General features: G+C 69.1%; 23 protein-coding genes. 14 read left to right on the top strand and 9 right to left on the bottom strand.

All coding sequences use genetic code 11. From position 1 onward, the window contains the following. On the top strand, positions 1-768 hold the full coding sequence (locus tag A5680_RS08130; protein ID WP_067818066.1) for an SDR family oxidoreductase: 768 nt from the start codon (positions 1-3) through the stop codon (positions 766-768). Here A5680_RS08130 and A5680_RS08135 read toward each other — a convergent pair. Beyond that, a complete protein-coding gene (locus tag A5680_RS08135) occupies positions 765-1,244 on the bottom strand; it encodes a hypothetical protein (protein WP_067818069.1) in 480 nt (159 codons plus the stop codon). The genes A5680_RS08130 and A5680_RS08135 overlap by 4 nt on opposite strands. Before the next feature lie 17 nt (positions 1,245-1,261). After that, positions 1,262-1,714, bottom strand: coding sequence for a protease inhibitor I42 family protein (locus A5680_RS08140; protein ID WP_082970305.1), 453 nt, complete (start codon positions 1,712-1,714; stop codon positions 1,262-1,264). A 98-nt stretch (positions 1,715-1,812) separates the two neighbouring features. Here A5680_RS08140 and A5680_RS08145 point away from each other — a divergent pair, with 98 nt between their 5' ends. From A5680_RS08145 to A5680_RS08160, 4 genes are all read left to right on the top strand, one after another. After that, positions 1,813-2,859, top strand: a complete 1,047-nt coding sequence (locus tag A5680_RS08145) for a DUF5685 family protein (protein WP_055405350.1) — start codon at positions 1,813-1,815, stop codon at positions 2,857-2,859. A 127-nt stretch (positions 2,860-2,986) separates the two neighbouring features. Then, positions 2,987-4,579, top strand: coding sequence for a Na+/H+ antiporter (locus A5680_RS08150; RefSeq protein ID WP_067818071.1), 1,593 nt, complete (start codon positions 2,987-2,989; stop codon positions 4,577-4,579). A gap of 32 nt (positions 4,580-4,611) precedes the next feature. Next, positions 4,612-5,772 carry an AAA family ATPase gene (locus tag A5680_RS08155; protein ID WP_067818074.1) on the top strand — a complete coding sequence of 387 codons (1,161 nt, stop codon included), beginning with the start codon at positions 4,612-4,614 and terminating at the stop codon, positions 5,770-5,772. A gap of 206 nt (positions 5,773-5,978) precedes the next feature. Next, complete coding sequence (locus A5680_RS08160) at positions 5,979-7,109, top strand: glycosyltransferase (protein ID WP_067818077.1); 1,131 nt, start codon at positions 5,979-5,981, stop codon at positions 7,107-7,109. On the opposite strand, the gene A5680_RS08165 is transcribed toward A5680_RS08160, so the two are convergent. Next, entirely contained in the window at positions 7,106-7,573 is a 468-nt protein-coding gene (locus tag A5680_RS08165) for a hypothetical protein (protein WP_231633902.1), read from the bottom strand. The two genes, A5680_RS08160 and A5680_RS08165, sit on opposite strands and share 4 nt — an antisense overlap. A 62-nt stretch (positions 7,574-7,635) precedes the next feature. Here A5680_RS08165 and A5680_RS08170 point away from each other — a divergent pair, with 62 nt between their 5' ends. After that, on the top strand, positions 7,636-8,490 hold the full coding sequence (locus tag A5680_RS08170) for a sulfurtransferase (RefSeq protein ID WP_067818080.1): 855 nt from the start codon (positions 7,636-7,638) through the stop codon (positions 8,488-8,490). A gap of 4 nt (positions 8,491-8,494) precedes the next feature. Here the strand turns inward: A5680_RS08170 and A5680_RS25085 are convergent, their stop codons facing one another. Next, the gene (locus A5680_RS25085; protein WP_082970306.1) at positions 8,495-9,355 is read right to left on the bottom strand and encodes a hypothetical protein; all 861 of its coding nucleotides are present in this window, start codon (positions 9,353-9,355) and stop codon (positions 8,495-8,497) included. Between the two features lie 125 nt (positions 9,356-9,480). On the opposite strand from A5680_RS25085, the gene A5680_RS08180 reads away from it, so the two are divergent. From A5680_RS08180 to A5680_RS08205, 6 genes are all read left to right on the top strand, one after another. Continuing rightward, on the top strand, positions 9,481-10,281 hold the full coding sequence (locus tag A5680_RS08180) for an alpha/beta hydrolase (protein ID WP_067818082.1): 801 nt from the start codon (positions 9,481-9,483) through the stop codon (positions 10,279-10,281). After that, positions 10,260-11,060, top strand: coding sequence for an SDR family NAD(P)-dependent oxidoreductase (locus A5680_RS08185; protein ID WP_231977587.1), 801 nt, complete (start codon positions 10,260-10,262; stop codon positions 11,058-11,060). Before A5680_RS08180 ends, A5680_RS08185 begins: the two co-directional genes overlap by 22 nt. Continuing rightward, the gene (locus A5680_RS08190; RefSeq protein ID WP_067818086.1) at positions 11,057-11,929 is read left to right on the top strand and encodes a TIGR03619 family F420-dependent LLM class oxidoreductase; all 873 of its coding nucleotides are present in this window, start codon (positions 11,057-11,059) and stop codon (positions 11,927-11,929) included. The genes A5680_RS08185 and A5680_RS08190 overlap by 4 nt, the downstream gene beginning before the upstream one ends. Then, positions 11,929-12,654 (top strand): hypothetical protein, encoded by a 726-nt coding sequence (locus A5680_RS08195; RefSeq protein ID WP_067818126.1) that lies wholly within the window; start codon positions 11,929-11,931, stop codon positions 12,652-12,654. The genes A5680_RS08190 and A5680_RS08195 overlap by 1 nt, the downstream gene beginning before the upstream one ends. 84 nt (positions 12,655-12,738) lie before the next feature. Further along, positions 12,739-13,233: a lipoprotein LpqH gene (locus A5680_RS08200; protein WP_067818088.1), complete on the top strand. Its 495-nt coding sequence runs from the start codon at positions 12,739-12,741 to the stop codon at positions 13,231-13,233. 56 nt (positions 13,234-13,289) lie between these two features. Beyond that, positions 13,290-14,279: an alpha/beta fold hydrolase gene (locus A5680_RS08205; RefSeq protein ID WP_067818090.1), complete on the top strand. Its 990-nt coding sequence runs from the start codon at positions 13,290-13,292 to the stop codon at positions 14,277-14,279. Positions 14,280-14,361: 82 nt separating this feature from the next. Here the strand turns inward: A5680_RS08205 and A5680_RS08210 are convergent, their stop codons facing one another. Both A5680_RS08210 and A5680_RS08215 read right to left on the bottom strand, forming a co-directional pair. Then, positions 14,362-15,564, bottom strand: a complete 1,203-nt coding sequence (locus A5680_RS08210; protein ID WP_067818094.1) for a cytochrome P450 — start codon at positions 15,562-15,564, stop codon at positions 14,362-14,364. Positions 15,565-15,576: 12 nt separating this feature from the next. Then, positions 15,577-16,242 carry a TetR/AcrR family transcriptional regulator gene (locus A5680_RS08215; protein ID WP_067818097.1) on the bottom strand — a complete coding sequence of 222 codons (666 nt, stop codon included), beginning with the start codon at positions 16,240-16,242 and terminating at the stop codon, positions 15,577-15,579. 194 nt (positions 16,243-16,436) lie between these two features. Between A5680_RS08215 and A5680_RS08220 the strand changes: the two genes are divergently transcribed. Further along, positions 16,437-17,222 (top strand): spirocyclase AveC family protein, encoded by a 786-nt coding sequence (locus tag A5680_RS08220; RefSeq protein ID WP_067818100.1) that lies wholly within the window; start codon positions 16,437-16,439, stop codon positions 17,220-17,222. An 84-nt stretch (positions 17,223-17,306) separates the two neighbouring features. Here A5680_RS08220 and A5680_RS08225 read toward each other — a convergent pair whose 3' ends face one another. Genes A5680_RS08225 through A5680_RS08235 form a run of 3 tightly spaced genes read right to left on the bottom strand, consistent with a single transcriptional unit; the run spans position 17,307 to position 20,382 of the window. Continuing rightward, on the bottom strand, positions 17,307-18,281 hold the full coding sequence (locus A5680_RS08225) for an LLM class flavin-dependent oxidoreductase (RefSeq protein ID WP_067818103.1): 975 nt from the start codon (positions 18,279-18,281) through the stop codon (positions 17,307-17,309). A gap of 44 nt (positions 18,282-18,325) precedes the next feature. Further along, the gene (locus tag A5680_RS08230; protein ID WP_231977589.1) at positions 18,326-19,393 is read right to left on the bottom strand and encodes a dihydrodipicolinate reductase; all 1,068 of its coding nucleotides are present in this window, start codon (positions 19,391-19,393) and stop codon (positions 18,326-18,328) included. 8 nt (positions 19,394-19,401) lie between these two features. Next, complete coding sequence (locus A5680_RS08235) at positions 19,402-20,382, bottom strand: LLM class flavin-dependent oxidoreductase (RefSeq protein ID WP_067818109.1); 981 nt, start codon at positions 20,380-20,382, stop codon at positions 19,402-19,404. Positions 20,383-20,618: 236 nt separating this feature from the next. On the opposite strand from A5680_RS08235, the gene A5680_RS08240 reads away from it, so the two are divergent. Continuing rightward, positions 20,619-21,425: dihydrodipicolinate reductase (locus A5680_RS08240; protein WP_067818113.1), on the top strand; the 807-nt coding region annotated here is incomplete at its 3' end.

Genomic DNA, 21,425 nt, shown 5'->3' on the forward strand with positions numbered 1-21,425 from the left:
ATGTCGTGGGCCGTCATCACCGGTGCCAGCTCCGGATTCGGCGCGATCTTCGCCGACCAGCTGGCAAGGCGAGGCATGTCGTTGGTGCTCGCAGGGCGCGACGAAGCCCGACTCAAAGCGGTCGCCCAGCGGGTCGAGCAGCCCGTTGAGCTTGCCGTCGGCGACCTTGGCACCCCGGCCGGCGTCGACAACCTGGTCGCCCGCTTGGACGGCCGGGAGGTCGACGTGCTGGTCAACAACGCCGGCTTCGGCACCTACGGCCCGTTCGCGGAGGTCGACGCCGAGCGCGAGCGCGAGCTGGTCGCGGTCAACGTCGACGCGCTGGTGCGGCTGACGCACGCGGTGCTGCCCGGCATGCTGGCGCGGGGTCGGGGCGGCGTCCTGAATGTCGCCTCCACCATCGCCTTTCAGCCCGGCCCGTATCAGGCCACCTATGGCGCGTCGAAGGCTTTCGTGCTGTCGCTGAGCCAAGCGTTGTGGGCCGAGACGCGCGGTTCCGGGGTGACCGTCACCGCGTTGTGCCCCGGGCCCACCCGGACCGGGTTCGTCGATGCGCTCGGCTCGGACGTTTCGCACACCGCGATCTATCGCCGGCTCGCCGCGCCCGAACCCGTCGTGGCCGCCGGGCTGCGGGGGCTGGATCGGGGCCGCGCCGTCGTCGTGCCCGGGTGGCGCCTTCGCACGATGGCCACCGGCTCACGACTGATGCCCGGGTGGCTCTCGGCGGTCGTCAGCGGCCGAATGCTGCGGCCCGCCGAGCCGAGCTAGGTCTTGGGCCGAACGCCCGCGGCGCGATAGACGAAGACCGGCTGCACGGGAAAGCGCAGCGTCGTGGTCGGCAGCGTCTGAAGCACCTCGTCGGGAATCTTCTTGCGGTAGTTGAGCCGCATCGACCCGCTGAAGGCGGGATCGACGCCGTGCAAATCGATTTCGAGATTCAGGCCCTTGCCGGTGATGGTGGCGCGGGCCGGCCCCCTGGCGTTGTTCCAGGGGCAGTCGATCGATCGGAGGTTGGCGTCCCCGCGCGCGGGCAGCGTGGCGACGACCCGTGCCGCGGTGAACGCGAACGCGCCCGTGTAGCGGGACACGCCCGAAGCCGAATAGACGCCCGGCACATGGCCGCCGAAGTGCCGGCTGACGCCGACCTTGCCGGCGCTGAAGATGATTCCCTCGGCGTCGAGCTCGTCGCGCAGCGCGGCGGGCAGTTTGCCGATTTCGGACAGGTTGCGGAGGAAGCCGAACACGTTCCAGACCGTAGCGTCTATTGCACCGTGACGTTGGCCGTATAGGTGCACGCCGGTTTGGAGTCCTTGCCGACGAAGCTGGTGTAGGACGTGCCGATGGTCGTGGTTCCCGGCTTCAGCGCGGTGAACGTCCACACCTCCGTGCCGGGCGCCCCCAACGCGTCCGAGCTCGGTGGCACGAATTCGTGGCTGGTCTGCTTGAGGACCCCCGAGTCGCCGATCTTCATGTCCGGCGCCCACCGGTACGGGGTGGTGTAATTCGAGCCCAACTTCACGACGAGCGTGTTGCCGACCGCCAGCGTGATGCCCTGGGTGATGACGCTCTGCGTGAGCACGTCGTTCATCGGCACCTGCAGCGTCTTGGTCGACGGCGGGTTCCTGGACTCGAAATGGCAACCCACCAGGATCGGCGAAACGAGCATCGCGACGGTCACCAAAAGCCTGATCTTCCCGACAGTCATCGAGCCCATTATGGCCTGAAGCCCCATCGACGCGCGGCCCGGCGATACCCCATGGGCGGCTCGGCGTTTCGCGCGCGCGTTTGCTGCGCGTCGGGTAGCTTCTGTGCATGTTTGGCATCATCCGGCCCTGCCGTCACCGGCTCGGCGGCGAGCTGGCGGCGGCCTGGACAGCCCAGTTGTGCGGATTGTGTCTGGCGCTGCGCGACGACTACGGCCAGACCGCGCGCATCGCCACCAACTACGACGGCCTGGTTGTCTCGTTGCTGGTCGAGGCGCAATCGCCCGGGGAACCGAGCCGCCGCGCGGCCGGGCGCTGCCCATTGCGCGGGATGCGCCGCGCCGATGTGGCCACCGGTGACTGCGTGCGGCTGGCCGCGGTGGTGTCGTTGGCGCTGGCCGCCGCGCGGGTCCGCGATCACGTCGACGACCGCGACGGGGTGGTCGGCGTGGCCGGGGTGCGGCCGGCCGCGCGCCGCATCGCCGAACGCTGGGTGCGCCAGGGCACCGACACCGGTCACAGCCTGGGCTTCGACACGGGCGTGCTTGTCGCCGCGATGGACCGCCAGGCCGCCCTCGAATCCCAGGCCCGCCCCGGTAGCTCGCTGTTGCTGGTGACTGAGCCCACCGAGACCGCCGTCGCCGAGGCGTTCGCGCACACCGCGGTGTTGGCCGGTCGTCCGGACAACGCGGCGCCGCTGCGCGAGATCGGGCGGCTGTTCGGCCGGGTGGCGCACCTGCTCGACGCGGTCGAGGACTACCGCGACGACGTCGCGCGGGGGAAGTGGAACCCGTTGGCGGCCACGGCAACTCCCGTGGCAACGGCGCGCGCCCTATGCGACGACGCGGCGTTGGGCATCGAGCTGGCGCTGGCCGACGTGTCGTTCACCGACGGCCGGCTGCCCCACCGGCTGCTGACCAGCGAGGTGCGCCGATCGATCAAGCGCACCTTCGCCCACGCCGGTTTCAGCGCGCAAACCGGGACGCCGCACGGCCAGCAGGAACCCATCAACTTCGGCGATCAGCCCGGGCAGCCCGAAGGTGACGGCGAAAACCCCGCCGGCAAGCGCAAGAAGAGCGGGGACGGCACCGGCTGCTGGTGTTGCTGCGAGAGCTGCGACTGCTGCTGCGACGACTGCTGCTGCGACTGCTCCTGACCGGCCGCGCGCGACGGAATCCCCGGCCTTCAGGCGACTCTCGACGGGTCTGAAGTGACCTAACCGACAACCCCGCCCGCCCCATCCCCGCTCGGCGCGAGCCGAGCAAGTCCGGCAGGATGGGCTGGTGTTTGGCCTCGTCCTGATCGTCGCGCTCGTCTCCACCGTCATCGTCGGGACGGTCATCGGCCGGCGCTATCGCGTCGGTCCGCCGGTGCTGCTCATCGTGCTCGGCACCCTGCTCGGCCTGGTCCCCCATTTCGCCAATGTGCATGTCAATGGCGAGGTGGTGCTGTTGCTCTTCCTGCCGGCGATCTTGTACTGGGAGGGGCTGAACACCAGCTTCCGCGAGATCCGGGCGAACGCGCGCATCATCGTCTTCCTCAGCGTCGGCCTGGTGATCGCGACGGCGGTGGCGGTCTCGTGGACGGCCCGGGCGCTGGGGATGGACTCGCACGCGGCGGCCGTCCTGGGCGCCGTGCTCTCCCCCACCGACGCCGCCGCCGTGGCCGGCCTCGCCAAGAAGTTGCCGCGCCGGTCCGTCACCGTCCTCAAGGCCGAGAGTCTCATCAACGACGGCACCGCGCTGGTGCTGTTCGCCGTCACCGTCCACGTCGCGATCGGCGGATCCGCGATCACCCCGCCCGACCTGGTCGGCCGTTTCGTCGGCTCCTACCTCGGCGGCATCGCCGCCGGACTCCTGGTCGGCGGTGCGGTGACGCTGCTGCGCAAGCGAATCGACGCCCCGCAAGAGGAAATGGCATTGAGCGTGCTGACGCCGTTCGCGGCGTTTCTGTTGGCCCAGAGCATGGACTGCAGCGGGGTCGTCGCGGTCATGGTCGCGGCATTGGTGCTCGCCTACGCCGGTCCGGTGGTGATCCGCGCGCGATCACGCCTGCAGGCCTACGCATTTTGGGACAGCGCGACCTTCCTGCTCAACGGCTCGTTGTGGGTGTTCGTCGGTGTTCAGATACCGGGGGCGCTGCGCGGCATCGCCGGCGTGGACGGCGGGATTCGCCACGCGCTGTTCATCGCGCTCGCCGTCACCGCCGTGGTGATCCTGTCGCGCATCTTCTGGGGCGAGCTCACGGTGTTGCTGATCCGCCTGATCGACCGCCGGCAGGCCCAACGCGAACGCCGGGTCAGCTGGCGGCAACGCTTCGTCACCGCGTGGGCCGGCTTCCGCGGTGCGGTCTCACTCGCCGCGGCGCTGGCCGTCCCGACCACCACGCTCAGCGGCGCGCCGTTCCCCGACCGGAGCCTGCTGATCTTCATCGTGGTGGTCGTCATCCTGACCACCGTCCTGGTCCAAGGGACCACGCTGCCCGCGGTGGTGCGCTGGGCGCAGATGCCCGAGGACGTCGCGCACTCCGAGGAGCTGCAACTGGCCCGCACCCGGGGTGTGCGAGCCGCCCTCGACGCGTTGCCCGCCGTCGCCGACGAGGTCGGCGTCGGCGACGACCTGCGGCGCCGGCTGCAGAAGGAATACGAGGAGAAGGCCGCGCTGGCGCTGGCCACCGAAGACGGCTCGACGAACAACCACCTGGTCAAGAAGAAGGAACTGGTCCGGCGGGTGCGGTTGGGTGTGCTCGACAGCAAGCGCCGGGAGATCACCGCGCTGCGCAACCAGAACCTGATCGACGACATCGTGCTGCGTGAGCTGCAGAACGAGATGGACCTCGAGGAAGTGCAGCTGCTCGACGCCGCCGACAACGAGTAAGGGCGTCGGTCTTCGACCGTACAGTCGGCTCCATGTTGCAGACGGTCGCGATCCGCGGGTATCGCTCGCTGCGCGAGGTGATCCTGCCGCTGGGCCGGCTCTCGGTGGTCACCGGCGCCAACGGCGCCGGAAAGTCGTCGCTGTACCGCGCGCTGCGGTTGCTGGCCGATTGCGGCCGCGGCGAGGTGATCGCCTCGCTCGCCCGGGAGGGCGGGCTGCAGTCCGCGCTGTGGGCCGGGCCCCAGGAGCTCAAGGGCGCCCGGCGCACCGGGAAGGTCGAGGGCACCGTGCGCAACCGGCCGGTTTCCCTCGAATTGGGCTTTTCTGCAAGTGATTTCGGCTATCTGGTCGACCTGGGCATCCCGGTGTCGGCGGGGCAAGCCCGCTCAGCTTTCGCTCGCGATCCGGAAATCAAGCGGGAGGCGGTCTTCGCCGGTCCGGTGTTGCGCGCCGGCACGACGCTGGTGCGCCGAGCCGCGAGTTTCGTCGAGGTCAGTGCCGACACCGGTCGCGGATTCGACGAGCTGTCCCGGTCGCTGCCGTTGTACCGCAGCGTGCTGGCCGAGTACGCCAACCCGCACGCGCTGCCCGAGCTCGCCGAGGTGCGCGAGCGGCTGCGCGGGTGGCGGTTTTACGACGGCTTCCGCGTCGACGCCGGGGCGCCGGCGCGGCACCCGCAGGTGGGCACCCGCACCCCGGTGCTCTCCGACGACGGCAGCGACCTGGCGGCCGCGGTCCAGACGATCATCGAGGCCGGCTTCGACGACCTGAGCCGCGCCGTCGCCGACGCGTTCGACGGCGCCACGATTTCGGTCGCCGTGCACGACGGCCTCTTCGATCTGCAGTTGCGTCAGCGCGGCATGCTCCGGCCCCTGCGATCGGCGGAATTGTCCGACGGCACACTGCGATTCCTGCTGTGGGCCGCCGCGTTGTCCAGCCCGCAGGCGCCGTCGCTGATGGTGCTCAACGAACCGGAGACCTCGCTGCACCCGGAGTTGGTGCGCCCACTCGCGGGGCTGATCCGCACCGCCTCGGCGCGGACGCAGGTCCTGGTGGTCACCCATTCCCGCACGCTGTTGGAGGCCATCGGCGACGACTCCGTCGACATCGAGCTGTACAAGGAGTGGGGCGAAACGCGCGTCGCCGGCCAGGACCTGCTGAGTACGCCGCCGTGGGACTGGGGCAAGCGCTAGCTTCGCGCGGCCGGGCCTCACCCCGTCACCCCATCCCATCGAGCGTGCATTCACGGCGGTGTTTCTCGGCGTGTCGCCGCCCTGGGCGCACACTCAACGCCCAGTAGGCACGCGCTCGAAGCCTGCGCGGCGGAATTCATGGACTGTTCAGGCCGGCGTCAGGTCCGCATTGTTGAGTGCACACGCGCACCGCGTGTCCTCACCTTATGCGCGTTGTACAGGTCGCCAATTTCTACGGCCCTCGCTCCGGCGGCCTTCGCACCGCGGTGGACCGGCTGGGCGCCGAATACTGCGCCGGCGGTCACGAGGTGTTCCTGATCGTGCCCGGGCAGCGGGCCGAACGCAGCCAGCTGGGCACCGGCGTGGTGCGAATCACCCTGCCCGCCAGGCTGATTCCCCTCACCGGCGGCTACCGCGCGGTGCTGCCCGGACCCGTCAAGGCGCTGCTGGAGGCGTTGCGGCCCGACGCACTGGAGGTTTCGGACCGGCTGACGCTGCGATCACTGGGCCGGTGGGGCCGCGACCACGGTGCCACGACCGTGATGATCTCCCACGAGCGGTTGGATCGCCTTGTGGGGCAAGTGCTTCCGCGGCGGGCCGCGGTCAGGTTCGCCGACCTGGCCAACGCGCGCACCGCGGCCGATTACGACACGGTGGTGTGCACCACCGGTTTCGCCCGGGAGGAATTCGATCGAATCGGCGCCACCAACACCGTTACCGTTCCCCTGGGCGTCGACCTGCAGACCTTTCACCCGCGCCGCCACTCCTACCTGGTGCGGCGTCGCTGGGCCGCACCGACGCAGCTGCTGGTGGTCCATTGCGGCCGCCTGTCGGTGGAGAAACGCGTCGACCGCAGCATCGACGCGATCGGCGAGTTGCGCCACGCCGGGGTCGACGCCCGGCTCGTCGTCGTCGGTGAGGGTCCGCTGCGGGCCAGGCTGGAGCGTCAGGCGGCCCGGCTGCCGGTCGATTTCACCGGCTTCGTCTCCGATCGGCGCACGGTCGCCGGGCTGCTGGCCTCCGCCGACGTGACGCTGGCCCCCGGGCCGCACGAGACCTTCGGGCTGGCGGCGCTGGAGTCGCTGGCCTGCGGGACGCCGGCCGTCGTCTCGCGCACCTCCGCGCTCACCGAGATCATCACCCCGGACAGCGGCGCTTCGGCGGATAACCACCCGGCCGCCATCGCGCGGGCGGTCAGCGCCATCACCCGTCGTCCCGAGCACCACCGTCGCGTCTCCGCGCGGCGCCGCGCCGAGGACTTCACCTGGCATCGCGCTGCGGCGGGCATGCTGGCCTCGCTGGGGGCCGCCGACGACGACGCCGAACACACGGCTTAGAAGTCGGAGGCCGCCCACGACCCGGGCGGGTAGGGCGGCACCGTGCCGGCGAACGCGCCGTCGGTAAGCCTGCACAACGTGTCGGAAATCGTTCCGGCATTGGCCAATACCTTCGGGTCCCCACCGGGCGCGAGGCGTGCGACCACCGCCTGCCAGGAATAGCCGACGCCGCCGTGCTCGTACCAGAGGAACCAGTCGGCGTCGCGATGGCCGGCCCGGATCAGCCGGCGGAACGGCAGTGTCGGGTCGCTGACCGAGTCGGTCGCGTTGAATGGCGCGCCGATGTCGGCGATGGGCGGTAGCAGCTTGAGCAGCTCCGGCGGCACTTGCGACAAGTGCTGCACTTCTTGAACGGGCGTCGTCAGCGCGCACTGGGTGTTTGGCACCGCCTGGGCCGGGACCGCCGTTGCCAGGACCGCCGTGACCGCAACACATCCGGTCATTCCGTAGCTGATGCGCGCCACGATCCGCTCCATCTGCTCTGCCGCCCCTCAGCACACTACGCCCGGCCGATAGGCTCGATCGAGTGAACGCCCGAGATCAGGTGTTGATCACCGCCGCGGCATTGGCCAACCTCATCGAGGCCGGCGAACCGCTCACCATCCTCGACGTCCGTTGGCGCCTCGATGAACCCGACGGGCGGCCCGCCTACCTTCAGGGCCACATACCGGGCGCGGTGTATGCGTCCTTGGAGGACGAACTCAGCGACCACGCCGTCGCCGGACGCGGCCGCCACCCGCTGCCCTCGGGGAGCGATCTGCAGGCCGCCGCGCGTCGGTGGGGCGTCCGGCAGGACGAGCCGGTGGTGGTCTACGACGACTGGAACCGCGCCGGCTCGGCGCGGGCCTGGTGGGTGTTGACGGCGGCCGGCCTGCCGAACGTCCGCATCCTGGACGGCGGCCTGGGGGCCTGGCGATCGGCCGGCCGGAGCCTCGAAACCGGCGACGCCACACCGCAACCCGGGAATGTGACTGTGCCCCATGATGATCTGTATGCGGGGGCCCTACCCACCCTGACCGCCGAGCAGGCCGGCGCGGGCGGCGTGACGTTGCTCGACGCGCGGGCACCCGAACGTTTCCGCGGCGAAGTCGAGCCGCTCGACCCGGCCGCCGGGCACATCCCCGGTGCCACCAACCTGCCGAGCACGGCCGTTCTGTCCGCCGACGGCACGTTCGGCGGCGAAGAGGCGCTCCTGCGACTGCTCGCCGACCGCGAGATCGAACGGGATGCCGCGGTGGGCGCCTACTGCGGATCCGGCGTGACCGCCAGCGTCACGGTCGCCGCCCTGGCGGCGGCGGGCCGGGACGCGGCGCTGTTTCCCGGGTCGTGGTCCGAGTGGTGTGCGGACCCGGGCCGCGCGGTGGCCGTCGGCCCCGAGTAGCGGCTCAGGTGCCGGCCCAGCTCCGCAGGAAAGCGGCGGTTACCCGGGCGGCGTTGTTCGCCGCGATCCGCTTGTAGCAGAAGAACTGAAACGGAAAGCCCGGCAGGTGAAGCGGATCGCCCGGCCCGTCGGTGATGCCCCGGATGCCCAGGAATGGGACGCCGTGCGCGTCGGCCACGGTCTGCGCGGCCGCGGTCTCCATGTCGGTTGCGGCATAGGCCGGGTCCGACGTCGAGACGATGCGCATGTTGCTGATCAGGGCGCTTCTCAGCCAGGGGCCCGCCGTCTGCCGGAAGTTGCCGGTATACCGCAGCGACCGATCGGGCGCGCTGCGCGGCTGACAGCCGAAAACGTCGCCGCCGTTCGGGATGCACGGAAACGCGACGCCGTTGTTGTTGTCCCAGCTGCATCCGTCGCCCCCAACGACGATCCGCGGCCGTCGCCGCAAATCGATCCGGTGGGTGACGCTTTCCAGTGCGACGGAAAGCTTCCCGGCCTCGGCCAGCATGCCGGGGTCAACCGCGCGGAATGTGGTGCCGTGGTCCAACGTCCACCGCGCCGGAACGGCGACGTCCGCGATGCCGGTGCGGCCCGCCCCACCGGCGACGCCCGAAAACACCACGGCGGCAATGGAATCGCGAGGGAAGCGGGTGAGCGCGGCCTCGGTGGTGTCGACGGCGTTCACCAGGCCGATGCCGGTCATCGCGACGATCACCCTGTTGCCGGCGATCGAGCCGAGATAGAAGCGCCGCCGGTCGGCGATCACCACCGGATCGGCATCGAGCGTGGTGTGGGACAGCACGGCGTCGGCCTCGCCCGGAAAGGCGGACAGCACCAGCGTGCGCCGCTCCCCATCTACACCCACCGCATCAGTAAACGCCACGAGACGGCGTGGCTTGGCCGATTCCGGTCCCCCATGCGCACGTCAACGGCTAATCTCAGCGGCGTTGCAGCCGACCGGTGGGCGCGGCCCACGGAGGAGTCCCGCACATGCTCGAAGTGATCGAACGAACGCCCGGCCGCGAATCCCACCAGCCTCCGGTGCTATTCGTGCACGGGGCGTGGCACGGCGCCTGGTGCTGGGACGAGCACTTCCTGGACTACTTCGCGGACAAGGGCCACCGGGCGCTGGCGCTGAGCCTGCGCGGTCACGGAAGCAGTCCGGCGCCCAGGTCCATGCGGTTGTGCTCGATCGCGGATTTCGTCGCCGACGTCGCATCCGTCGCCGACGGACTGGGCGAACGGCCGGTGGTGGTCGGGCATTCCCTGGGCGGCTTCGTGGTGCAGAAGTATCTGGAGTCACACGAGGCTGCGGCCGCCGTACTACTCGCCTCCGCACCCCCGAACGGCATCCAGGGATTCCTGGCGCGCCGGTTCAAGCGGCACCCGTGGTACACCGCCAGCGGCCTGGCGATGACCAGGTCGCTGCGCGGTGTCGGCGCCACGCCGGAATTGGCCCGCGAAACCTTCTTCTCGCCGTCGCACTGCGAAGCCGACGTTGCGCGCTATGCCGCGGAACTCTGCGAGGAGTACGCCCTGAGGATCGCGATCGACATGCTCTGGCATGACCTGCCCAGGCCCCACCTCGTCACCGCCCCGCTGTTGGTGTTGGGCGCCGAAGACGACGTGTGCTTCACCCAACGGGAAGTCCAGGCCACCGCGGCCGCCTACGGCACGCAAGCCGAAATCTTCCCTAAGATGAGCCACGACATGATGCTCGACCCTGGCTGGCTCGCCGTCGCCGAACGAATCCACGCATGGATCGAAACATGCGTGCCCGCAACGCAATGACCGGCCGGCTGGACGGCAAGGTCGCGATCATCACCGGCGCGAGCACCGGCCTGGGACCCGTGCTCGGCTCGCTCTTCGTCTCCCAGGGCGCCAAGGTCTTGCTGGCCGCGCGACGCGAAGAGCTGGTGCGCGCCGCCGCCGAAGCGGCCGGTCCCGGCGCCATCGCGATGCGCGCGGACGTGACCGACGAGCGCGACGTCGCCGCCATGGTGTCGCGAGCCGTCGACGAGTTCGGCCATGTCGACATCTTGTGCAACAACGCCGCCGCCCCCGGGCAGGACCGCTGGATCTGGGAGCAGACCCTGGACAACTGGAACGCCACCATCGCCATCGACGTGACCGCGGCGATGCTGTGCACCCGCGAAGTGCTCAACCAGTCGATGCTCGCGCGCCGTCGCGGCGTCATCCTCAACTTCTCCTCCACGGCAGGCTATTCCGGCGTCGTCCGCAAGAGCCACTACGTCACCGCCAAGGCCTCCCTTCGGGCCTTCACGAAGACGGTCGCGCTGGAGGTCGGCCCCTATGGCATCCGGTGCAACTGCATCGTGCCCGGCGCCATCGACACCGAGCTGTGGCGTCGATGGGTGCAACGCACCGCCGACGAGCAAGGGGTCGACGTCGCCGCCCAACGCGAGAAAGCGCTCAAAGGGGTTGCGCTGCACGCCATTTCCTCGCCCGACGACGTCGCCAACCTCGCCCTGTTTCTGGCCAGCGACGAAAGCCGGACCATCACCGGCCAATCGATCCCCGTCGACGCCGGGGGGTACATGCAGGGATGAGCGCCCCACGACTCTCCGTGGCCACGCCCGTGGTGACGATGTTCCCGAAGGCCAGCGGCGACTGGGAGAAGGACGCCTCGATCGAGGACCTGGCCCTTATCGCCGAGGCCGCGGATCGGCTCGGCTATCACCACCTGACCTGCAGCGAACACATCGCGCTGCCCGCGGCCGAGACGCACCGCCGTGGCGCCCGTTACTGGGATCCGCTGGCCACGTTCGGCTACCTGGCGGCGCGCACGCAACGAATTCGGTTGGCCACGAACGTGCTGGTGCTCGGATACCACCATCCGCTCGAGATCGCCAAGCGCTACGGCACGCTGGACAAGGTCAGCAACGGCAGGCTCATCCTCGGGGTCGGCGTCGGCAGCCTGAAGGAGGAGTTCGAGCTTCTCGATGCGCCCTTCGACGACCGCGGACCGCGGGGCGACGACGCGCTCAGGGCGCTGCGCGCGTCGCTGTCGGCGCCCGAACCCGCCTACCGCGGCGAGTTCTATTCGTTTGGCGGCATGGTGGTCGACCCCTGCGCGGTGCAGGACCGGGTCCCGATCTGGGTGGGCGGGCGCACGCTACGTTCGTTGCGCCGCGCCGCGACCCTGGCCGACGGCTGGGCGCCCTTTGCCGTGAGCCTGTCCGAAGCCCGAGACTGGTTGCGCCGCTTCGAGCTTCGGCCGGGGTTCGAGGTCGTCCTGCCGACTGCCGCTGCGCTGGACCCGATCAACGAGCCGGAGCGCACCCGCGACGCCGTCGGCGAGGCCGCCGAGCACGGCGCCACCATCGTGCCCGCCGTCTTCCGCCACACCTCGCTGCAGCACTACCTGGACAGCCTCCAAGCGTTGGCCGAGTTGCACTCCCCCGGCGGCGCCGCGTGATTCGCGTCAGGGCGGGCATATTCAGCCTCACCGCGCCGGCCGACGACGACGGCAGCTATCTGCGCTGGCACCTGCTCGATCACATGCCCGAGCAGTATCAACTGCCGGGCATCGTGCACGGGCTGCGCTGGATCGCCGACGGCGACTATCCCCAACACCGCCTGGCGGCCGACGGTCCGCTTGGCGAGATCGGCAACGCGGTGCACTACCTGGTGAGCGATCCCGTCGAGGAGACCTTCGACGACTTCGTCGCGCTCGGACGCGCGCTGCGCGAGAACGGTCGGTTTCCCGTCGTCCGCCCGTCCCTGCAAGTGGCCGGGCTGCGCCTGCTGCAGTGGCGATCCTCGCCGCGGGCGCTGATATCCCCCGAGGTGGTGCCGTTTCGGCCGCACCGCGGCGTCGTCCTCCTCGTCGAGGAACCGGTCGACGGACGCCGTCCGGACGAGTGGCTGCAATGGCTGCACGCCGAGCACCACCCGGCGCTGCTCGATACGCCGGGCGCGGCCGGGGCGTGGACCTTCGGTTCGAGCGCGGGCTGGAGCCGCCTTCCGCGCGGATGGCGAACGGACCACCAGTACATCACCGTCATCTACCTCGACGACGACCCGCTGACCACGACCGACGCCCTGGCGCCGGCCATCGAAGGGCGCTGGCGGTCGGGCGCGGTGCGGCCGGTGTTCGCCGGACCGCTGCGCAGCATGGTGAATTGGGAAGCGTGGCGGTAAACCCCGCGGTCGACTGGCCGCCAGGAAAAGGAGACCTTCCCGAAACGAATGGGTCCTATAGTCCTCGCTGGCAAGGGAGGTGAGATGACGAATCCGTACGCGCTGGCGGCCGCCGGCATCGCGCTGGCCGCCGGTATCTCCGGCTGTTCGGGCAAGGCCAGCCAGCCGGCGACCGCCCCGAGTGCGAGCCCGGTTTCGGTAACCACGACCGTGATGATCGACGGAAACAAACACACGATGACCGCCGGCGTCGAATGCACCAGTGCGGCGGCGCAACCCAACGCGTCACCGCCCGAGTCGGGTGACCTCACCACCCGGATCAGCGTGCGCGACGATACGGCGTCGGTGTCCTTGGCCCTCTCGGACGAGAAACCGCCCATGGTCGACGGATTCGCGATCTCGCTTACGCTCGCCAACGGCCAGTACCAACTCCCCTACCAGGCCGCCAGGTCGGCGACCCAGGTGCAAGCGACCAAGGAGGGCAAGAGTTACACGGTGACCGGGACCGGCGAGGCGACCACCCCCGGCCAAAGCGCCACGCGCCCGGTCACTTTCGGGGTGCACGTCACGTGCCCGTGACGGAGCGGTGCTGACGCATGGTTGTTAACCGCGACCCGCTCTGCGATGCTGGCAGCTTGGACATCTTCGCGGAGTGGCAAAGCGGCGGCGCGGAACTGCGTTGGCGGTCAACGACCGCCGCCAACAATGGGCACGAAGTCGCGGTGTTCAGCCGCCGCTGCGGGACACCGGGCGCGCCCGCGCTGGTGCTCGTGCACGGCTTCCCGACGTCGAGCATCGACTATCACGGCCTGGTGGGCGACCTGGGCTTTGAGTTCGACATCTACCTGCTCGACTTCCCCGGCTACGGCCTCTCCGACAAACCGCCTGAGCCCTACGTGTATTCGCTCTACGACGACGCGCGCCTGCTCGTTTACGCCATCACCCAGGTGTGGAATCTGTCCGAGTTCCGCATGCTCACCCACGACCGCGGCAGCAGCGTCGGCATGATCGCGCTGGAGCTGCTGGCGGCGCTGGATCCGCCATCCCTACCCCTCGACCTCATCCTGACCAACGCCAACATCTATCTACCGCTGTCCAATCTCACGGTCTTTCAGACCGCTCTGCTCGACTCCGCGACGGGTCGGCCCACCGCCGCCGCGACGACACCGGAGATGCTGGCGGCCGGCCTGGGAGCCAGCACCTTCATGCCGCGCCGAACGCTGGACGACCCGGAGATCGCCGCGTTGGCGAAATGCTTCGCCCACAACGACGGCATCCGCGTCCTGCCGGACACCATCCAATACCTGCACGAGCGGGCGGCGGACGAAACCGGTTGGCTGGAAGCGCTTTCCAAGAGCCCGGTCAACACCACGGTGGTGTGGGGGCTGCACGACAATGTCTCGCCGCTGCGCGTGCCCAACCACGTCTGGCAGACGTACCTGAAGAACAAGCCCGGCCGCAACCGCTACTGGGTTATTCCCGGGGCCGACCATTACCTGCAATGCGACGCGCCCGACCAGCTGGCCCAGATCGTTCGGCTGACGGCCCAGGGCGACGACATCCCGCTGCAGACCCTCGGCAACGTGCCCGACGGCGCGGTGTTGGTGGACGTAAGCGCTTCCTAGCTTTGCGCCGAACGTCACGCTGGCGTGACGCTCGACACCCCGCGTCACGCTGGCGTGACGCTCGACGGGGAGTGCCAGCCAGTCAGCCCGTGACGACCGGTAACCGCGCCCAGCCGCGCACGCTGGCGGTGTGCGCCCGCTGGGCGTTGGCGTAGTCGACCTCCCAGTCGGGCCAGCGCTTGAGCACCTCTTCGAGCGCCACCCGGCCCTCCATCCGGGCCAGCGCCGAGCCGAGACAGAAGTGCAGGCCCTGCCCGAAGCTCAGATGGCCGCCCTGGCGGTGAATGTCGTAACGGTCGGGATCGTCGAAGTGACGATCGTCGCGGTTGGCAGAACCGTTGAGCAGCAACATGTATGAGCCCTCCGGCACCACCCGGCCGTAGAGTTCGGCGTCCTGGGCGACGTAGCGGGCCTGCACCGGCGACGGCGGTTCGTAACGCAGCGTCTCCTCGACCGCGCCGGGAATCAGGGACGGGTCGGCGACAAGCTCTCGCCGCTGATCCGGATGATCCGACAGCAATTGCCCCATGTAACCGATCAGCCGGGCGGTGGTCTCGTTTCCGGCGCCGGCGATCATCGCGGTGTAGGCCAGCACCTCGGTCCGCGACAACGGCCGCCGGGTGCCGTCGGGTTCCTCGATCTCGGCCCGCAGCAGATCCGTCATCAGGTCGTCGGACGGGTGATCGGCCCGCCATTCGATGTACTCCGCGAACACGACGATGCTCTCCTCGAACAGCTTCGCGTTGACCGCGGCGGGGTCGCGCTCGTCGGACAACTCGATGTAAGCGCCGCCCCGATCGCGAATCTTGGCCTGATCTTCCTCGGGTATGCCCAGCAGGTAACCGATGGTCCGCATCGGCATCATCGCCCCGAGGTCGGCGATGAAATCGAAGCCGCCCGCACCGACCAGCGGATCCAGCTCCCGCACGCAGAAGCCGCGCACCAGGTCCTCCACCGCCAACATGCGCCGCGGCGTGAAGACCCGGGACAGCAGCCTGCGGTGCAGGTCGTGCAGCGGTGGGTCCTCAAACAGCAGAATGCCCGGTGGCACTTCGATATTCGCGAACAAGATGTCGGCCGTGGTCCCCCGCCCAGACCGGTAGGTCTGCCAGTTCGGCAGTTCGCGGGCCACGTCCTCGTACCGGCTCAGCGCGTAGAAGTTGTACTTCTCGTTGTAGTACAGCGGCGCCTCGTCGCGCATGCGCTTCCACACCGGGTACGGGTCGTCGTCGATGTCGGAGTCGAACGGGTCGTAGTACAGGTCGACCGCGCTGGTTCCTGGCATGGTTGATCTCCCTTAGTCGTTGCGGTGCAGGAAGCCGTGCAAGATCGCCTGGACCAATTCGGACACGATCACTTCTCTCGACGGCGGCTTGGCGCCGAAGTAGGTGGAACGCAACGCGGCCATGCCGGCGATCATCGCCACCGTCGAGTAGGCCGGCAGGTCCGGATGTTCCGACCGCAGGCCACGCAGGTTGATGCCCTCGGCGCTGATCTGACCGAGCACCGTGAAAGCCCGTCGAACTTCGGGGATGCCGGCGTCGGCCGCCTCCTCGTCGCTCAGGGCTTCCGATGCCATCAGCGTCAACAACAGGCCCCGGTGTTCGACCAACACGTCGTAGAGCCGACCGACGAAAAGCCCGGCCAGTTCCTCCTCGTCCGTCTCTTCGGGGATGACGGATTGCCACGTCCGGCCGAAGTCGTCGACGAAGCTGGTGAACGGTAGGACCAGCGCCTCGCGAAAGAGCGCGGCCTTCGAGCCGAAGTGCCGGAACAGCAGGTGTTCCGTGACGCCTGCGGCCTGGGTGATTTCCCGGGTCGTCGTGCTCCGATAGTCCTGGCGCGCAAAGAGTATCCGGGCGGCGTCGAGCAGAAGCTGGCGCGGAGCGCCACGGGGGCGGCGATTCGCCGGGGTCGGCGCGTCTGCCGCGCCACGTTTCGTGGTGGGTGGCCGCTGGGGCACAGGTTCGCTCCTCGCCGGACGGTTGACTGCCTTTAGGATAGTGTGCACTATCTAATGCGTCGAGGTGGTATCGGAAGGGGTGCGGCCGTGGGCGCTGTCATCATGCTGGGCACGTTGTTCGGGCTGGTCATTCTGATATTCGGCCTGGTGCTGCGCCTTGACCCGCAGGCGCGCCGGACCGCGGGGACCGACCAGTGAGTTCCCAGATGACCCCCGTGATGCAGGCGGCCAGCGACTTCGCGCTGATCGGGGGCATCGGGTTCACGGCCCTCGGCGTGTACCTCAGTGTCCGCCGGCGCCGGCTACACCCACTTCTGCTGCTGTGCATCTCGGCGATGTCCTTCTCGTGGATCGAGGCCCCCTACGACTGGGCGATGTACGCGCAGTTTCCGCCGGCCATCCCCCGCATGCCCTCGTGGTGGCCGCTCAACGTCACGTGGGGCGGGCTGCCCCTGTTCGTTCCCGTCGGCTACATCTCCTACTTCGTGCTGCCGGCCGTGACCGGCACGGCCCTCGGACGATGGCTGAGCGCGCGGTTCGGCTGGCGCAGGCCCCCAACGTTGTTGGTGGTCGGTCTCATCGTCGGCTTCTGCTGGGCGCTCTTTTTCAACGGGTTCCTGGGCGCCAAGCTCGGGGTGTTCTATTACGGCCGGGTGATTGCGGGGCTGGCGATCCGCGAGGGAACCGTGCATCAATATCCCCTCTACGACTCCCTCGCGATGGCCATCCAGATGATGGTCTTCACCTACCTGTTGGGCCGCACCGACGCGCAGGGACGAAACGTCATCGAGATGTGGGCCGAGAACAGGTCGAAGAGCCGCCTCGGCGCGTCGCTACTGTCCGTCGCCGCGGTGATCGTCGTCGGAAACGTCCTCTATGGCGCGGTTTTCGCGCCCCACCTGGCGACGAAGCTCGGCGGCTGGGTCACCGCGGGGCCGACGGAACAACTGTTCTCGGGCGTGCCGAACCAACCGCCATAACAGCCGCGCCCAACGTGGAGTTGTTGGGCGAAAATGGGCAAAGTCGCCTCAACAACTCGACGTTCGGCGCGTGTGCGTCCAACCTCACCCGAGAGCCTCGGGCAGCACGACCTCGCCCACGCGCTTGAGATACGGCCACGCGACATCGGGCGGCAGGCCGCCGCACAGCGGGGACAGGTTGAGCACCTGGCCGGCGCGGACCCGCGAAATGGCTTCCGGCACAGAGATAATGATGTGGGAAGTCGGCGCGGCGCGCAGCTCGTCGACGGTGTTCACGTGCGAGAAGCCGGCCGTCGTCTCGTCCCCGGGGTTCCACGCGGCGTAGGTCCGCACGTCGTGCAGCAGGTGCTCGCCGATCTCCTTCCACGCCTGATCCACGTCGTCGGCGACGAACACGACCGAGGGCGTGTCGCGGCTGGGAAACATCGTGGGCCCGGGCTGATGGCCGTGCTCGCGGCAGGCTTCCTCGTAGGCCTGCTGCATGCCCGGCGCGTTGGCGTTGCCCAGCATGCCCAGGCCATACCGGCCGGCGCGACGAGCCGCGGCGACCGTTCCGCCACCCCACATCAGCGCCGGCCCGCCCGGCGTCAGCGGGCGGGGCGTCACGGTGATCCGCCGCCCGTCCTGGACGACGGTCTCCCCGGCAAGCAGTCGCCGCAACAGCCCCAGTTTCTCGTCGCAGAGGCGGCCACGGGTCTTCATCGGCACGCCGAAGTGCTCGAATTCCTCCGGCCGGTAGCCCAGGGCCAGGATGTACGAAGCCCGCCCGCGGCTCAGGATGTCCAGCACCGCCATGTCCTCGGCGAGACGCACGGTTTCGTAGAACGGCAGGATCAGAATCAGGCTCAGCGCCAGCCGCTGGGTCCGCGCGGCCACTGCTGAAGCCAGCAATAGCGGCGAGGGCAGATAGCCGTCCTCCGACCCGTGGTGCTCACACAGGACGGCGGCCAAACCGCCGTGTTCTTCGGCCCAGGCGCACATTTCGGGCACGGCTGCGTACAGATCGGTTGGGGGGGCGGCCCATTCGGGATCGCGCATGTCGAAGCGAAGTGTGTACACGGCAGACTCCTAGCCAGGCTATTCGTTCGACGTACGTTACACGTTTAGTCGAAGGCGTAAAGAGGCAGAGTCGTTGGGATGTCCAGAGAACTCAGCAGGCCCGCGGGCGCGTCGACGACGTACGGGATCGCGTTCACCACCCGCATGGCCGTCGACGCCATCGCGGCGCGCCCGGCACCGTGGCCCTCGGCCGCGCCGAGCGTCATGACGCAATGGATGTCGGGGTCGCCCTCGATGTCCACCCGATAGGTCGCGTCGAACTCCGATGTCGGCCAGCCGGGCGCGACATCGCGGGCCATCCGGATCACGTGCTCGATCACGATGGCCTCGCGGCCGTTGACCACACCCGCGGCCCGGGTTCGCACGGCACCGCAGGTGCCCGCCTTGATGGTGCCGAACGCCACCTCGATGTCGCGGTCGGCCAACTCGCGGTCCAGCGAACCGCGCACCAGCTCCACCTCGACACCCAGGCCGTTGGCCATCAGGAATATCGGTGCCTTCCAAGCCATCTCGATGAATCCGGGTGTCTTCAGCATGGGCTCGAAATCCAAGGGGCGACCGAATCCCATCCCGTCCATCATCACGTCCGCCACCGGGTAGTGGTCGTTGAGCGCGACCTCACTGGCCGTGATGGTGCGGATGCTCTTGGACTGCGTCGTCATCAGCAGGGCGAGCTGATCAGAGGCGAAACCCGGGAAGATGCCCGAGACGTAGAACGACGCGCCGCCGGCCTTGGCGGCCGCCTCGAGCTGGTCGCGCCAGTCCGGGGCGAAATACGCCGGCGGGTAGACGAGGCTCGTCGACGATGTCGACACCACGTTGACGCCGGCCCGCAGCAGCCGCAGGTAGTCGGGCACCGCGGCCCCGTCGCGTTCGGGCCCGCTCGCCGCGTACACCACGCAGTCGGGCGCCAGGGAGATCAGCGCATCGGCGTCGTTGGTGGCCGTCACGCCCAGGGGCTTGCCGCCGGCCAACTCGCCGGCGTCCTTGCCGACCTTGTCCGCCGAATGCACCCAGACCCCAACGAGTTCCAGGTCGGGACGACGGGCGATGGCGTCGATCGCGATCGCCCCAACACCGCCGGTGGACCACACGACGGTACGGATGGGCACCGGCGTTCTCATATGGCCCGCGCGGCGGCCGCCGCCGCCCGCTCGAGGTAGGGCCACGCGACATCGGGCGCGAGGCCGCCGCATAGCGGGTGCAGCGGCAGCGGCCGGCCGCCGCGGACGTACTCGGTCGCCTCATCGCAGGTCATGATGCGGTAGGGGCCGCCCTCGTTGCGCAAATCCGACACGCTGTCGGCGCGGGTGATGCTGGCAACGGAATCGTCGTGGGGCCGGTATGACGCCGCCGTCACCGCGTCGTGCAGCAGGTGGGGCCCGAGCACGTCCCAGGCCTCCTCGACGCCCCGCTTGTGTTCGGCGACGAACACCGCAGTCGGCACCCCCGGAGCGGGAAACTGGACGAATCCGGGTTCATGCCCGTGTGCGCGGCACTGCTCTTCGTAGAACTCGATCAGGCCGGGCCACTCCGTCTGGGACACGAACCCCAGGCCGTAACGCCCGGCCCGGCGGGCGGCGGCCTTGCTGCCGCCGGCGATCAGCATCACCGGCCCCGAGTCAGAACCGGACGGCGGCGTGACCCGGACTGTGCGCCCGCGATATTCGACGGGTTCGCCGCGAACGAGTGGCCCGAGAACGGCCAGGATTTCGTCGGCCGCGCGACCGCGCGTGGCCATGTCGATGCCGAAGTGGTCGTACTCCTCATGTCGATGTCCGACACCGAACGCGTACGACACCCGTCCCCGGCTGATCAGGTCGAGTACGCACATCTCCTCGGCGAGCCGAACCGGATCGCGTAGCGGAATCGTCACCGCGGCAAGCAGGATCGCCAACGTGTGCGTCCTGGCGGCGATCGCCGAGGCCAGCATCAGCGGCGACGGCAAATGGCCGTCGTCGGCCCCGTGATGCTCGGACAACACCGCCAACACTGCGCCGCGGGTTTCGCCCCACGCGCACATGTCGATTGCCGCGGCGTACAGCTCCGCGGCGGGCCCGGACCAGCGCGGAACCCGCATGTCGAATCTCAACGTAAACATCGGCGCCCCCCCGGTCCGCCTCTGAACACGCAGTCTAACGCCCGCATGGCTGCAAGTTAACCTAAAATTTGTTCGATAAGATAGTGCGCGCTTTCTTAAATCCTTGACCGAGGGATGTCGCGGCGGTAGCTTCAAATCGAATATCGGATACCAGCCGCCCCTGTCCGTGTCGTACGGGCAACGGCCGCAACAGTTTTCATCGTGCTGGCGACGCGCGCACACCTGAGGAGGACGAGATGACGGCTCACCGGGTGGTGGTGTGGGCGACGGGTGGCATCGGGTCGATCGCCATCCGTACCATCGCGCGTCGCCCGGATCTGGACCTGGTCGGCGTGTGGGTGCACTCGCCGGAGAAGGACGGCAAGGACGCCGGCGAGCTCGCGAACGGCGAGCCGATCGGCATCACGGCCACCACCGACGCCGACGCGCTGATCGCGCTGAAACCCGATTGCGTCATCTACGCCGCCAGCGGCCCGGAGCGCGACGCGCTGGCCATCCCGGATTACGTCAGGCTGCTCGAGTCCGGCATCAACGTCGTCACGACCAGCACCACCCGCCTGGTCAACCCGCACGCCTACGAACCCGCCGAGTGGCGCGACCAGCTGGTCGCCGCGGCCAAGCAGGGCCAGGTGTCGTTGTACGCGTCGGGGATCGAGCCGGGGTTCGCCGCCGATTACCTGCCGCTGGTGTTGTCCACCCAGTCATCGTCCATCGAGAAGATTCACGCGTTCGAGATCGGCCTGTACGACGACTACGGCGTCCCCGACATCATGAGCGACGCGCTGGGTTTCGGTCGACCGCTCGACTACCAGCCCTGGATCGGCTTCCCGGGTGCGATCGCGGGCGAATGGCAGGGCCAGATCCGGTTGGTCGCCGACGCCCTCGGCGTCGAGGTGCAGGAGGTCCGCGAGTATTTCGACCGCGCGGTGACGAACCGGACGCTGGAGGTCGCTATGGGCACCGTCGAGGCGGGCACCTGCGGTGCGCTGCGCATGCGGGCGATCGGTGTGGTCGACGGCCGGGAAGCCATCGTCATCGAGCAC

The sequence above is a fragment of the Mycobacterium sp. E2989 genome (assembly GCF_001667595.1).
Lineage (GTDB): Bacteria > Actinomycetota > Actinomycetes > Mycobacteriales > Mycobacteriaceae > Mycobacterium.

Excerpts from the sequence above, each read along its gene's own strand:
- A5680_RS08130 (WP_067818066.1), top strand. The coding sequence starts at position 1 with ATGTCGTGGGCCGTCATCACCGGTGCCAGCTCCGGATTCGGCGCGATC.
- A5680_RS08140 (WP_082970305.1), bottom strand. The coding sequence starts at position 1,714 with ATGGGCTCGATGACTGTCGGGAAGATCAGGCTTTTGGTGACCGTCGCG.
- A5680_RS08145 (WP_055405350.1), top strand. The coding sequence starts at position 1,813 with ATGTTTGGCATCATCCGGCCCTGCCGTCACCGGCTCGGCGGCGAGCTG.
- A5680_RS08155 (WP_067818074.1), top strand. The coding sequence starts at position 4,612 with ATGTTGCAGACGGTCGCGATCCGCGGGTATCGCTCGCTGCGCGAGGTG.
- A5680_RS08160 (WP_067818077.1), top strand. The coding sequence starts at position 5,979 with ATGCGCGTTGTACAGGTCGCCAATTTCTACGGCCCTCGCTCCGGCGGC.
- A5680_RS08180 (WP_067818082.1), top strand. The coding sequence starts at position 9,481 with ATGCTCGAAGTGATCGAACGAACGCCCGGCCGCGAATCCCACCAGCCT.
- A5680_RS08185 (WP_231977587.1), top strand. The coding sequence starts at position 10,260 with ATGCGTGCCCGCAACGCAATGACCGGCCGGCTGGACGGCAAGGTCGCG.
- A5680_RS08190 (WP_067818086.1), top strand. The coding sequence starts at position 11,057 with ATGAGCGCCCCACGACTCTCCGTGGCCACGCCCGTGGTGACGATGTTC.
- A5680_RS08200 (WP_067818088.1), top strand. The coding sequence starts at position 12,739 with ATGACGAATCCGTACGCGCTGGCGGCCGCCGGCATCGCGCTGGCCGCC.
- A5680_RS08210 (WP_067818094.1), bottom strand. The coding sequence starts at position 15,564 with ATGCCAGGAACCAGCGCGGTCGACCTGTACTACGACCCGTTCGACTCC.
- A5680_RS08235 (WP_067818109.1), bottom strand. The coding sequence starts at position 20,382 with ATGTTTACGTTGAGATTCGACATGCGGGTTCCGCGCTGGTCCGGGCCC.